Origin of the sequence: Archangium minus (assembly GCF_044360475.1) — a bacterium.
Classification (GTDB): Bacteria; Myxococcota; Myxococcia; order Myxococcales; family Myxococcaceae; genus Archangium; species Archangium minus.
The window spans coordinates 2,825,499-2,838,099 of the sequence record NZ_CP043494.1 but is presented as its reverse complement, the minus strand read 5'-3'; the positions used below and the strand labels follow the sequence as shown (position 1 = coordinate 2,838,099).

Annotated in this window: 14 protein-coding genes; 7 read left to right on the top strand and 7 right to left on the bottom strand. The window is 67.9% G+C overall.

Annotation, left to right across the window (positions count from 1 at the left end):
• Positions 1 to 103: 103 nt before the first annotated feature.
• From F0U60_RS11685 to F0U60_RS11675, 3 genes are all read right to left on the bottom strand, one after another.
• Positions 104 to 319: a hypothetical protein gene (locus tag F0U60_RS11685; RefSeq protein WP_395818062.1), complete on the bottom strand. Its 216-nt coding sequence runs from the start codon at positions 317 to 319 to the stop codon at positions 104 to 106.
• Positions 320 to 358: 39 nt separating this feature from the next.
• Entirely contained in the window at positions 359 to 1,555 is a 1,197-nt protein-coding gene (locus F0U60_RS11680; RefSeq protein ID WP_395818059.1) for an acetyl-CoA C-acetyltransferase, read from the bottom strand.
• A gap of 78 nt (positions 1,556 to 1,633) precedes the next feature.
• Positions 1,634 to 2,284, bottom strand: coding sequence for a hypothetical protein (locus tag F0U60_RS11675; RefSeq protein WP_395818056.1), 651 nt, complete (start codon positions 2,282 to 2,284; stop codon positions 1,634 to 1,636).
• A gap of 161 nt (positions 2,285 to 2,445) precedes the next feature.
• On the opposite strand from F0U60_RS11675, the gene F0U60_RS11670 reads away from it, so the two are divergent.
• Both F0U60_RS11670 and F0U60_RS11665 read left to right on the top strand, forming a co-directional pair.
• Positions 2,446 to 3,147 carry a serine protease gene (locus F0U60_RS11670; RefSeq protein WP_395818054.1) on the top strand — a complete coding sequence of 234 codons (702 nt, stop codon included), beginning with the start codon at positions 2,446 to 2,448 and terminating at the stop codon, positions 3,145 to 3,147.
• A 115-nt stretch (positions 3,148 to 3,262) separates the two neighbouring features.
• A complete protein-coding gene (locus tag F0U60_RS11665; RefSeq protein ID WP_395818051.1) occupies positions 3,263 to 3,661 on the top strand; it encodes a hypothetical protein in 399 nt (132 codons plus the stop codon).
• A 36-nt stretch (positions 3,662 to 3,697) separates the two neighbouring features.
• Here the strand turns inward: F0U60_RS11665 and F0U60_RS11660 are convergent, their stop codons facing one another.
• Positions 3,698 to 4,492: a CPBP family intramembrane glutamic endopeptidase gene (locus F0U60_RS11660; RefSeq protein ID WP_395818048.1), complete on the bottom strand. Its 795-nt coding sequence runs from the start codon at positions 4,490 to 4,492 to the stop codon at positions 3,698 to 3,700.
• A gap of 78 nt (positions 4,493 to 4,570) precedes the next feature.
• The gene (locus F0U60_RS11655) at positions 4,571 to 4,969 is read right to left on the bottom strand and encodes a thioredoxin family protein (protein ID WP_395818046.1); all 399 of its coding nucleotides are present in this window, start codon (positions 4,967 to 4,969) and stop codon (positions 4,571 to 4,573) included.
• Positions 4,970 to 5,156: 187 nt separating this feature from the next.
• Here F0U60_RS11655 and F0U60_RS11650 point away from each other — a divergent pair, with 187 nt between their 5' ends.
• Positions 5,157 to 5,543, top strand: coding sequence for a PleD family two-component system response regulator (locus tag F0U60_RS11650; protein WP_395818043.1), 387 nt, complete (start codon positions 5,157 to 5,159; stop codon positions 5,541 to 5,543).
• A gap of 51 nt (positions 5,544 to 5,594) precedes the next feature.
• Here F0U60_RS11650 and F0U60_RS11645 read toward each other — a convergent pair whose 3' ends face one another.
• A complete protein-coding gene (locus F0U60_RS11645) occupies positions 5,595 to 6,527 on the bottom strand; it encodes an aldo/keto reductase (RefSeq protein ID WP_395818040.1) in 933 nt (310 codons plus the stop codon).
• A 129-nt stretch (positions 6,528 to 6,656) separates the two neighbouring features.
• On the opposite strand from F0U60_RS11645, the gene pruA reads away from it, so the two are divergent.
• The 4 genes from pruA to deoD all read left to right on the top strand — a co-directional run bounded on the left by pruA (position 6,657) and on the right by deoD (position 10,637).
• Complete coding sequence (pruA, locus tag F0U60_RS11640; RefSeq protein ID WP_395825200.1) at positions 6,657 to 8,294, top strand: L-glutamate gamma-semialdehyde dehydrogenase; 1,638 nt, start codon at positions 6,657 to 6,659, stop codon at positions 8,292 to 8,294.
• A gap of 213 nt (positions 8,295 to 8,507) precedes the next feature.
• A complete protein-coding gene (locus F0U60_RS11635) occupies positions 8,508 to 9,284 on the top strand; it encodes an AHH domain-containing protein (protein ID WP_395818036.1) in 777 nt (258 codons plus the stop codon).
• Positions 9,281 to 9,880 (top strand): imm11 family protein, encoded by a 600-nt coding sequence (locus F0U60_RS11630; protein ID WP_395818033.1) that lies wholly within the window; start codon positions 9,281 to 9,283, stop codon positions 9,878 to 9,880. Before F0U60_RS11635 ends, F0U60_RS11630 begins: the two co-directional genes overlap by 4 nt.
• A gap of 46 nt (positions 9,881 to 9,926) precedes the next feature.
• Positions 9,927 to 10,637, top strand: a complete 711-nt coding sequence (gene deoD, locus F0U60_RS11625) for a purine-nucleoside phosphorylase (protein ID WP_395818031.1) — start codon at positions 9,927 to 9,929, stop codon at positions 10,635 to 10,637.
• On the opposite strand, the gene F0U60_RS11620 is transcribed toward deoD, so the two are convergent.
• Positions 10,631 to 12,100, bottom strand: a complete 1,470-nt coding sequence (locus tag F0U60_RS11620) for a sugar transferase (protein WP_395818028.1) — start codon at positions 12,098 to 12,100, stop codon at positions 10,631 to 10,633. The genes deoD and F0U60_RS11620 overlap by 7 nt on opposite strands.
• Between the last annotated feature and the right edge of the window lie 501 nt (positions 12,101 to 12,601).

The following is a 12,601-nucleotide window of genomic DNA, read 5'->3' as shown; positions in this document are numbered from 1 at the left end:
GAGATTCCAGCCCTTCCACTGCTCTCTACGAGACATCCCCATCCTACCCCCCAGGGTGGGCGGGCGGCTCGGGACGTTCCCGGCCGCCCCAAGGGCGTGAGGCTTAGCGGGAGGCCGCGGCCTGGCGAGCCTGGCAGGTGACCTCGTCCTTGCACGAAGGCCCGATGCCCTCCGGGTGGGGCCCCAGCGGCGTCTTGTCACTCTCCTCTACCCCACACACCACGCACTTGCGCTTGCGGTTACGGCGCTCGGCCCGGCGCTGCTCGGCGATCGCCTTGGCCCGCTCCCGGGCCGCCTTCGCGTCCAGCTCATTGCTCATCGTCATAGGTCCGTTTGATTCGTCGGGAGAGCGAAAGGTTCAGAGCGCCTCGATGAGGAGCGCGATACCCTGGCCCCCACCGATGCAGGCGGAGCCGATGCCGTAGCGGGCCCCCCGGCGCTTGAGCTCGTAGGCGAGCGTCATGGTGATGCGCGCGCCCGAGGCCCCCAGCGGGTGGCCCACCGCGATGGCACCGCCATTCACGTTCGTCTGCTCGCGCGGCAGCCCCAGGTCCTTCTCCACCGCGAGGTACTGCGGCGCGAAGGCCTCGTTCACCTCGAAGAGCTCCACGTCGCTCAGCTTGCACTGGGCGCGCTCGAGCAGCCGGCGGATGGCCGGCGCCGGGCCGATGCCCATCACCTTCGGATCGCACCCGGAGATGCCCCAGTTGACCAGCCGGGCGATGGGCTTCAGGCCGTGCTTCTCCACGTAGCTCCGGGTGGCCATCACCATGGAGCCCGCGCCGTCGCAGATGCCGCTGGCCGCGCCCGCGTGCACCACGCCGTCCTTCTTGAAGACCTTGGGCAGCTTCTTGAGCCCCTCCACCGTGGTGTCCGGCCGGTTGTGCTCGTCCCGGGCGAACTGCGTCTCGCCCTTCTTCGTCTTCAGCGTGACGGGCGAGAGCTCCTGCTCGAAGCGGCCGGACTCCTGCGCGGCGGCGAAGCGCTTCTGCGTGAGCACCGCGTACTCGTCCACCGCGTCCTGGGAGATGTTGTAGTCCACCGCGAGCTGCTCGGCGGTGAGCGCCATGGGCTGGCCCGTGTAGCTGTCCGTGAGCGCGCTCCAGAGCATGTCCTCCATGCCGCCCTTGCCCAGCGGAATGCCCCAGCGCGCGCCGCGGATGACGTGGGGCGCCTGGCTCATGGACTCGGTGCCACCAGCGAGCACGCAGTCGGCCTGCTCGGTGAGCATCATCTCCGCCGCGGTGATGAAGGCCTGGAAGCCCGAGCCACACAGCCGGTTGACGCCCAGCGCCGGCACCGGCACCGGCACGCCCGTGCGCAGGCCCACGTGCCTCGGCAGGTAGATGGCGTCCGCGCTCGTCTGCACCACGTTGCCGTAGATGACGTGCTGGATGGACTCGGGGGACACCTTCGCCTGCGCAAGCGCGGCCCGCGCCGACTCCACGGCCAGATCGGTGGCGCTCAAGTCCTTCAACGAGCCGCCATACGTACCGAACGGGGTACGCTTACCGGACAGGAAGTAGATCTCTTCGCTCTTGGACACGCTCTTCATCGCGGGACGGCTCCAAACGGGCTGAAAAATTGTACTCTTCCTACTCTCAATGGGGGCGCAGCGCACGCCCAAGGTGCATCAAGCCGAGCGCCCGCCACCCAGGAAGAGACTGGCGACGATGGCAAGGGCCACGAAGGTCCACAACACTCCTGGGAGGTTCTGTCGTCGAATCTCCCTTTGACCGGCCCCCCGGTACCATGCTTGCCCCGCTTGTAACCGCGCATCCCAGGTGAAGTGTTCCGCGGGAGTAAGGCCCTGGAGCCGCTCGAGGTGGGCCTGGAGCAGGCGCTCGGGAGACGCATCCGGAAAACCCCCTGAGCGATAACGACCGGGGAGCTCGAAACCCGGCCGCTTGTAACCGGCGGTGAGCACGAACCCCTCGGGAGCGAGCGGGGTGAGCAGATAGAGGCGGGGGAGGCCCTCGGAAGCGAAATGAAGGGTGGCGAAGGTGCGCTCACCAGCGTGTGCGAAATCGTAAGAGCGGGTGCCCCGATGGAAGCGGGGCTTCTCCACATGACGCCCCAAGGGAACGAAGCCGAGGGCGCGAAGCTGGCCCGCCAGGGGAGCGAGCTCCGCGGGCAGGTCCATCTGCTCGGCAGGAGCCTCAGGCCGGACGCGGACGCTCGAGGGAGAGAAGAAGAGGACGGCGCGCCAGAAATTGAGGAGCAGCAACTTCACGGCGAACCCCAGCACGACGAGCACGAGCACAAGCTCGACGAGGGCATTCATGACGAGGCTCCCGGAGACATGGGGCGCGCACCCTAGCCCGCGAGCACCCGCTTCGTCTCGTGGTCGCATGCCTGCTGAGCGGACCTGCGGGAATACCGTCTGTCCAGGCATGCACATCGTCAGTCCCAGCGGGGCACCGACTGCGCCGCGGGAGGACGGGGATGCGTGCGATGAGGCTCTCGAGGCTGGCCGGAGTCCTGGCCGTGACGGCGCTGGCGGCCTGCGGCGCTTCGAAGAAGCAGGAGGAGCCGCCCGCGGACTTCCGCGTCGGGGCGGACTTCCGCGCCCTGAAGGACGCCACGGTGACGCTCTTCCCGGGCCACTGCGCGGGTGTCGTCGTCGCGGATGGACGCCATGCCCTCACCGCCGCGCACTGCATCGACGTGGCCACCGGCGAGCGTCAACCCGTGGTGCTGCGCAACGGGCACATGCTCAGCGGCGTGGTGAAGCTCGTGGACCCCAGGAGGGACGTGGCCGTCATCCGCTTTGACGAGGCGGCCCCGGTGCACCCGCTGGCCGTGGCCACCACCCTGCCCATCCCGGGACAGGAGCTCCTCTTCGCCGGCCGCAATGACCGTCCGAGCGAGCCGCAAGCGGTGGAGCTGCGCAAGCTGGGGCGCTGCCCTTCCCTGCCGGGCGTGCCCCAGGCGCTCTTCACCAGCCTGCACGGAGAGAAGGGGGACTCCGGCGCGCCCGTGGTGGATCGCCACCTCCAGGTGGTGGGCCTGGTGCATGGAGGCGCGGCCTGCAGCGTCGCTGCTCCCACGGCCGAGTTCTCCTCCGTACTGGACACACTCGTCGCCGAGGTGGCCCGGCCCGACGCCGAGCAAGGCATCGGCGGCAGTGGAAGCGCTGGCCAGTAGTCCCCTCTCGCCCAGGCGGGCAGCCGGGCCCCGGCGTGCCGGAGAGGTTGTCCGGTGCGCCACCGTGTCGAAGTTGAGTCGAGCAGCATCAGGCACGCAGACGACGGAGACACCCATGGCCGACACCCCCAAGATTCCCACGGGCAGGACGAAGGAACCCACGGACAAGGGCCGGGACGCCCCCGAGATGACGAACGTCGGCGACGATCAGTACGTCCCGGATCAACGCGGGCAGAACTTCCAGCCACGCAACGCGGGCGCGATGGAGGACTCCATCGACCAGGCGGCGGCACGGGTGGCGCGGGACATCAACGAGCGCGCTCGCGCCGATGTGAATCCCGGCCCCTCGCAGGACACGGCCTGGGAGGCTCGGGTGGAGGAGGGAGAGGAGTGGGAGGAGCAGACGGACAAGGACCCCGTCCGCAACCACGACATCAACGAGGACGTCTACAAGCGCGAGGCTCCGGCGAACGAGACGCGAGAAGACCCCTCGGGCAGACCCGGCCGTCGGTGAGGCCCCCTCCCCGCGCGGCCGGCACCCGTGCCGGTGTCAGCCGCGCGCGAACAACGGGCCTTCGCGCTCGCTCTTCTCTGTGAACCGGAAGAGGAGGAACAGCGCGGCGAGCGTCAGCGCCGTCATTGCGAGCTTGACGCCCTCGTGCCACGGAGCCTCGGGGAGCATCACCCGTCGCAGCACTCCGCCCTGCGCATCGAAGCCGTCATACAACCGGTACACGACGTTGCCGCCCCAGTGCAGACCGATGCTCAGCCAGAGTGAGCCGGTCCGCACCAACGCCAACGAGAACATCACCCCCAGGAGCCCCAGGTACAGCGAGGACTCCAGCGTCAGGTGCACGTACCAGGCGTGGTTGATGACGTAGACGAACGTGGTGAACGCAACGAGCGCGCCGGCAGACAGAACGCCCGAGAGGTGACGGACGAGGTACCCGCGCACGAGCACGTCATCCGTGGCGGACGAGAGGAGCATGGCCAACGCGGCCTGCAACACCAGCCCCGAGATCTCCCCAGCGGGACGCGCGCCCTCGATTTGGAAAGCCCCCAAGGCCCACAGGACAACGTATTTGAGCGCCCACAGCGCCGAGCAGAAGACGAAGCCCAGCCCCAGGTTGCGAGCCCAGCCCCGGTGCGGAGCGAGCCCCAGCGCGCCCAGTCCTCCCGCTCCAGTCCATCGCCCCACCGCATGGGCCAGCGGGAAGAAGGCGGCGTAGAGCCCCAGCCACGCCACGGGTGCGAGCTGCACGAAGTTGGGGACGTTCAGGTACACGTCCATCACGGCAAAGCCCACTCCCATCCACAGCAGGCGCACCCCGAGCGGGCGAGACACGACAGGAGAATCAACCGAAGCGGCGCTCGGAGCGTGGGAGTGCGCGGAATGCATGGACGCGCGCACTCTAGACGACGTTCATTCCGCGTGCAGACCCACCCGGACCCGCACCTTGCTGGCCCGGTACTCCGCCACCTTGCGCCGCACGTCGTCCATGTCCAGCGCGCGCGCCTGACGGATGAGATCTTCCAGCATCGGCGCCAGCAGCGCTCCGACATGGTTGAGCAACAGGAAGCCGTCGCGGAACACCATCAACGCGGGCAGCGCCTGCACTCCGAGCACTTCCACCAACTCGGGCTGTGCGTCCACATCCACCTTCGCGAAAGTCACATCCGGGTGCCGCCGAGCCACCTGCTCGAAGCCGGGACCGAAGGTGCGCGAGGGTGCGCACCACGACGCCCCCCAGTGAATGAGCAGGATGCCAGGCCTCGCCAGCGCCGGTCCGAAGCTCTTGCTGTCCAGGGACACCACCGACATGGGACTCCTCCCGAAGGACCAAACCGCGCCGATCCACCCCTAAGGTAGGAGTACGGAAAACAGGTCCAACCCCCTTCCTTATTCAGGCAAATCGAGCGAAACTGAACAGGTTCGCTGGAAGAAATAGGACAGCGGACACCCCCGGTGAAAATGACCCGGAAGCAGCCCCCTTGACGTGGAGACCGTTGTGAAACCCAGAGTCCTGATCGTGGATGACTCGTGGTCCATGCGCCAGACGCTGAGGCTCCTGCTGTCCCCAGATTTCGACTGCGCAATCGCCGAGGATGGAGCGTCCGCGCTCGAGCTGGCCCGCGAAAATCCGCCCGACATCATCGTGTCGGACGTGAACATGGAAGGCATGGACGGGTACGAGCTGTGCCGTCGGGTGCGGGCCGAGCCCTCGCTCGAGAAGGTCCCCTTCGTCTTCATCAGCGGCCACGCTCCCCGCCCGGGTATCCCCGAGGCAGGCGACGCCTACCTCATCAAGCCGGTGCAGCCCGCGGTCCTCATCTCGCAGCTGCACCAGATGCTCCAGCCGAGGATGCTCGCAGCCGTGGCCCAGGGCCAGGGCTAGAGGACATCCCCTCTCCCTCTGGGAGAGGGTCAGGGTGAGGGTATTGCCGACCTAGGGGTTCCACCACACGGAGCCCTTGCCCTCCATGGCGCGAACCGCGCGTCGGCGCACATCCACCATCTGCTCGGTCGTGAGAGGCCGAAAGGCCGAGGCCGCGAGCAGCGCGGCATCCTGCTCATTGGGAAAGCTCATCCCCAGCAGCGCCACGTCCGGATCCAACGTGAGCGTGTAGCGCACGCACTCCTCCACGCCGAGGTGCGGCAGCGAAGGCGCCGCCGTCTCTTCCCCGCCCGAACTCACCTTGCCACGCGGACGCACCTGAAGCGGCCGCCCATAACCCTCGGTGTCTCCGAGCAACTTGCCGGCCCCGAAGGTCTTGAAGCACACCGTCCCCACGCCCCTCGCCTTCGCCAGCGGGAGAATCTCCTCCACGTAGCGCGGGTGGACGAAGGGCCCCACGGGGAACATCACCACGTCACAGCGGCCGGACTCGAGCGCGGCGCGCAGCACATCCGGGTGGTGGCTGGAGATGCCCCGGAAGCGGGCCTTGCCCTGGCGCACGCAGCGCTCCAGCTCCTCCAGACCCCCGCCTGGCGCGGCGAGCCGCTCCCACGTCTCCAGCTTCGAGAGGTTGTGGAAGACGAAGAGGTCCACCGCCTCCAGCTGAAGCCGACGCAGGCTCTCCTCCACCTGCGGAGTCACCGGCTGATCCAGGAAGTCCACCTTGTCGATGACGAACATGCCCTCGCGCCGACCGCGCAGGGCCTCGCCGACGATCTGCTCGCTGTAGCCGTCCTCGTACCCGGGAGCGGTGTCGATGACGTTGAGCCCCGCGTCCATGGCGCGGTGCAGCGTGGCGACGCACCGCTCCAAAGGCACCGAGCGGTCCGCCAGGTCCCCAATGCCCACCGATGTGGCGAGGAAACCCGTGCGCCCGAGCTGCCGTCGGGGCTGGAAGCGGGGAAGCGGTCGTTCGTCAGCCATGTGAAACCCTCAGTCTGGGTGATGGATGTGATGTTCGGCGGTATGGGTTTTACATACCTCGAAGGTTCAACCGCCGAAACGAAGGGCTATGCTCCGCCGCCCTTCAGCCTTCCCACCGAGGTGCCCCGCGTGATCAACGCCAACGTCCGCGTCCCAACGCCGCAAAACGAGCCCATCCTCTCGCACGCGCCCGGTACCCCCGAGCGCGCCGAGCTCCAGGCCACCCTCAAGCGCATGGCCTCCGAGCAGATCGAGATTCCCATCGTCATCGGCGGCAAGCGCATCAAGTCCAACAAGACGGACACGGTGCGGATGCCGCACAAGCACTCGCACGTGCTGGCCACGCTGCACGAGGCGGACGCCAGCCACGTGGAGCAGGCCATCCAGACCGCGCTGTCCGTGAAGGACGAGTGGGCGCGGATGCCCTTCGCGGAGCGCGCGGCCATCTTCCTGCGCGCCGCGGAGCTGCTGGCCACGAGGTACCGCCCCATCCTCAACGCCTCCACCATGCTGGGCCAGTCGAAGACGGCGCACCAGGCGGAGATCGACGCGGCGTGCGAGGCCATCGACTTCCTGCGCTACAACGTCCACTTCGCGCAGGAGCTGCTGAGCCAGCAGCCGGTGAGCCCGGCGCAGACGTGGAACATGATGGACTACCGTCCGCTGGACGGGTTCGTGTTCGCGGTGGCCCCGTTCAACTTCACGTCCATCGCGATGAACCTGGCGGTGACGCCGGCCCTCATGGGCAACGTGGTGCTCTTCAAGCCCTCGAACACGGCGGCCTACAGCAACTGGTACGTGATGGAGCTGCTACGCGAGGCGGGCCTGCCCGACGGCGTCATCAACATGCTGCCCGGCGACGGCCCCACCGTGGGCAACCCGGTGCTGGCCAGCCCGCACCTGGGCGGCATCCACTTCACCGGCTCCACGCCCACCTTCCAGAGCATGTGGCGCACGGTGGGCGAGAACATCGCCCGCTACAAGCAGTACCCCCGGCTGGTGGGCGAGACGGGCGGCAAGGACTTCATCTTCGCGCACCCCTCGGCGGCGGATGACCTGGACGCGCTCGCCACGGCCATCGTCCGCGGCGGCTACGAGTACCAGGGCCAGAAGTGCTCGGCGGCCTCGCGCATCTACGTCCCCGAGTCGATCTGGCCGAAGCTCAAGCCGCGCCTGCAGGAGATGATCGCCGAGCTGCGCATGGGCGACATCACCGACTTCCGCAACTTCATGGGCGCGGTCATCGACGAGAAGTCCTTCAAGCGGACGTCCTCGTACATCGAGCTGGCGAAGAACGGCGGCTCCGAGGCCACCATCCTCGCCGGCGGTGAGGCGGACCGCAGCGAGGGCTGGTTCATCAAGCCCACGCTGGTGCAGCTCAGCAACCCGCGCCACCGCATCATGCAGGAGGAGATCTTCGCGCCGGTGGTGGGCCTGTACGTCTACCCGGACGCGAAGTTCGAGGAGACGCTGCGCGAGTGCGACGCGTGCGCCACCTACGCGCTGACGGGCGCCGTGTTCGCGCGTGACCGCAAGGCCATCAGCACGATGATGAGCGAGCTGCGCCACACGGCGGGCAACTTCTACATCAACGACAAGCCCACCGGCGCCGTCGTGGGCCAGCAGCCCTTCGGCGGCTCGCGCGCCTCGGGCACCAACGACAAGGCGGGCTCCATGCTGAACCTGGTGCGCTGGACGTCTCCGCGCACCATCAAGGAGAACTTCGTCCCGCCCACCCGCGTGCCCTACCCGTACATGAACCCGTAGCACCCGGAAGCAGGACGCTCCGGACGTGAGCCAGGGCTCGGAACCATGAGGGTTCCGGGCCCTTCGCTTTTCGAGAACGCCACGGCCGAAGTGTGCCACCCCGGCCCTGTCAACCAACCCACAAGCCGGAGCCGTGCGCTTTTGGGGCGAGCGTCTGACCCATGAATAATCCGGAGCACGTCGAGCCGTGCCCCCCCACAAGGGAGGAGCATCATGGCAGTCGTCTTCCGTGGACGCCGCGTCCGCCTCGAAACAGGCGCCCCCGCTCCTGAAATCCCGCGCTGGGAGCCGCCACCGGACCCGTGCGCCCACTGCGGCAAGGACAAGAAGAGCCATCCGAGTATGGAGGGAGGAGGCACCTCCGTGGACTCGAGCATCGCACTGGCTCGCAACATCCTTCGGGACGCCTCGCGAGAACAGCACCCCTGGTACACCGGCGTCTTCTCGCTGGCCGCCCACCACCTCATCTGCGGCGAGGCCATGGACGATGAGTTCTGGCCGGAGGTGTGCTCGCGGTTCTCCTACAGCATCAACCACGCGAACAACGGCGTCATGCTGCCACACGACATGGAACTGGCGTGCCAGCTAGGCGTGCCGGTGCACCGGGGCAGCCACAAGGCGGGCCACGCCAACGAGCCGAGCCTCTCGTATCCCGACGGCGTCAAGTACAAGCTGCGAGAGCTGGAAGAGAGAGTCCGTTCCGGGGAATTCTGCATGAAGCCCGGCAGGGTACGCGCGCTGCTCGACAGGCTGAGCCGGGACATCTTGCGAGAAGTGAGCGCGTTCCGTTGGACGCTGACGTGGGATGGCGAGGACTACGGGCCAGGAGGTGCTGGTTGCGGCGGGGTGAAGTCTCTGCGCGCCAAGAAGGAGGCGAACGAGCAGAACAAGAATCCCTGCTGCCCACACCAGCGGCGTCATGGGCTGCGACATGCGCGAACGAACAAGGAGCTACCGCCTCACGACATGCCCCTGGAGCTCGGAAAGTGAATCACACCTATTACGTCCACGGCCGCGCCTCCAACGACTCGCATCCTCTTCTCGCCTTCGCCGACAATGGCCCCGCTCGTCATTCACTGCACACGAAGCAATTCGTGGAGCCGGAGTCGACTCCCGTGCGCTTGCGGCTGGGCCGCCCCGAACCCCGCAACCCCATCATGGCCGACCACCTCTCACTGCCTCTTCCCGTCCTTACCCGGAAGGTGGCCCAGGTCATCGAGGCGTTGCAGCTGCCAGACGTGCAACTGGTACCCGCCGTGGTGGAAACCCCCACGCGCGAGTACCCCTACTTCATCCTCAACGTCTGGAACTTCATCGCCTGCGTGGACAGGGCCGCCTCGGACATCACGGAGGACGAGGAGGATTCCCGATACCTCCTGAGCATCCGCCGGCTCGTACTGGACATGAAGGCCATTGACGAGGTTCCTCCAGAGCGGCGGCTGCTGTTCCGCCTGGCCGAGTCCTCGTCCACCTATGTCTTCGCCCAGCCCGTGGTGAACGCCATCCTGGCCACCGCCCCCGAGGGCATCCGCTTCTGGCCCGCCAACGGCTGGGGCGAGGGCCACGCCTTCCGCCGGGGTGCCTGAACCCCTGGCTCCCGCGCGGAACTCTGGAGGGGCTATGCTCCGCGCCATGCCTACCCCCCACATCTCCGCCGCACCGGGAGACTTCGCCGACGTGGTCCTCATGCCCGGCGACCCGCTGCGCGCCCGCTACATCGCCCAGCGCTTCCTCCAGGACGCGCGCGAAGTCACCTCGGTCCGCAACATGCTCGGCTTCACGGGCACCAACCGCGGCCGGAAGATCTCCGTCATGGGCCATGGAATGGGGATTCCCTCCATCTCCATCTACGCCACCGAGCTCATCCAGCAGTACGGCGCCCGCGTCCTCATCCGCGTGGGCAGCTGCGGCGCCCTGCGCCCGGACGTGAAGCTGCGCGAGGTCATCGTCGCGCTCGCCGCCGGTACCGACTCCAACGTGAATCGCATGCGCCTGCAGGGCTTCGACTTCCCCGCTGTGGCCGACTTCTCCCTGGCCCGCCTGGCGGTGGAGTCCGCCGAGCGCCGCGGGAAGGTGGTGCGCACCGGCTCCGTCTTCACCTCGGATCTCTTCTACGGCCCGGCCCATCAGACCTACGAGGTCCACGAGCGCATGGGCATGCTCGCCGTGGAGATGGAGGTGGCCGGCCTGTACGGCGTCGCGGCCGAGTTCGGCGCCCGCGCGCTCGCGCTGCTCACCGTCTCCGACCACCTGCGCACCCACGAGGCGCTCAGCCCCGAGGCGCGCCAGACCTCGTTCGACGAGATGATCGAGCTCGCCCTGGACGTGGCCGTCGCTCAGTAAGCGCCGGTGCGCCGCAGCACAGCCGGCAACGTCTTGAGGAGGATCTCCAGGTCCAGCCAGAGCGACCAGCGGTGGATGTACTCGCAGTCGAGCCGGACCACCTCCTCGAAGTCGGTGATGGAGCTGCGGCCACTGACCTGCCACAGGCCGGTGATGCCCGGAAGGGCCCCCAGCCGGCCGAAGTGGTGCTCGTGGTAGTTGGCCAGGTCCGACTCGAAGAAGGGCCGCGGCCCCACCAGCGACATCTCCCCGCGCATCACGTTGAAGAGCTGGGGCAGCTCGTCCAGGCTCCACTTGCGCAACAGGGCGCCCACGCGGGTGACGCGCGGATCATTGGGAATCTTGAACAGGCGCGCATCGCCGCTGGTGTTGAGGTGGGCCAGCTTCGCCTTCTCCGCGTCCGCCCCCACCCGCATGGTGCGGAACTTGAGCATGCGGAACGTGCGGCCGCCCTGCCCCACCCGCTCCTGAGCGAAGAAGACGGGGCCGCGCGAGTCGAGCTTGATGGCGATGGCAATGAGCGTCAGCAGCGGCGAGATGAACAACAACCCCAGCCCCGCGCACACCAAATCCATGCCCCGCTTGACCCACAGTTGCTGCGCGCGCAGCGAGGGCACCGTCAGCTCCATGAAGGACAGCGAGCGGTAGGAGATGGGCGAGGGGCGCACCCAGCCGATTCGATCGTAGCGGGACACGGCCAGCAGCCGGACGCCGGCGGACACCACCGCCTCCATCAGCAGCTTGAGCTGCTCGTCGTCCACCAGGCTGCACATCACCACGGTGTCCACGGAGTTGTGCTGCAGCACGTTCCAGAGGTCATCCACGGAGCCGAGGATCGCCTCGGTCCGATCCGGGCCGGGCACGTCGGGGAGGACGGGCACGTGGGGAGAGACCCACCCCACCACCTCCAGGACGCCGAAGTGCTCCAGGCGCTCGCGCACCCTCTTGCAGGAGGGGTCGTCCGGGTCCCCCACCAACATCACCCGCTCCGCGGGCGAGTGGAAGGCGGGCATGCGGATCAGCCGGGCGATGATCCGATCCAGCAGGGCGCGCGACACCATGACGGAGGCGCTCAGGCCCACCACCGCGGTGACGTAGTGGAAAATCACAGGCGCGATGCCACGCAGCCACAGGTCGCGCCAGAGCACGAGGCCCACGGCGAGCAGGACACCGCTGAAGATGCGCCGCGACGAGCGCCAGTCATCTCCCGAGTGATAGGCGCCCGCGATGAGCAGGCCCACCACGAGGGCGGCGCCCATCTGCCAACCACCGGCCGAGCCAAGTGGGGGCACGGCCCAGCGGGTGGCCGCGTCGAGGGGCTCCAGCTTGTGGCTGGTCTGCACGACACCCAGCGCCAGGCGGGCCATGAGGAAGGCCGCGACATCCGTGGCCAACAACAACAACACACGCGAAGTGGCCCTCAGCGCATGCATCAGCAACGTGCGGGAGGCACGGCGCTGCAAGACGACCCGAGGAGGTACCAACCAAAGGGGTTTAACCGCGAGGAAGCGGCCCGATGCGGTGGTGGTCCCCGGGGGAGGGACAGGCGAAGCAGGGGGGCTCACTCTCTCATAGTGACACCCTGATTCAGGGTGAGTCCAATCCCCGGCCAGACTCGGCTGCCCCACCTGTTCGGTTGGTGGCTGCTGACGCTCGCTCGGCTGCTTCATGGCCAGCGGCAGCTCCCTTCCGTGACCCATCCGCCATAACGGACGTCCTGTATAACGGATGTCTTGACACCATGGCGGATACGGGCCATGTTGCAGCTCGCAATGACCTTCGCGCCCTTCGCCCATTGTCGAATGTGGATGCCGAGTGGTGGGCTTCCGCCCGCCGCCGGTTGACAGACGTCCGTCGACCCGTGGCGAAAGAGCGGAGCCCACCCTACCCGCGAGGGTCGGTGGGCTCTGTCGCATCAGGCCCCCCGGTGCCCTCGTGGCGACTTCAGCCCACCCGAGGAGCAC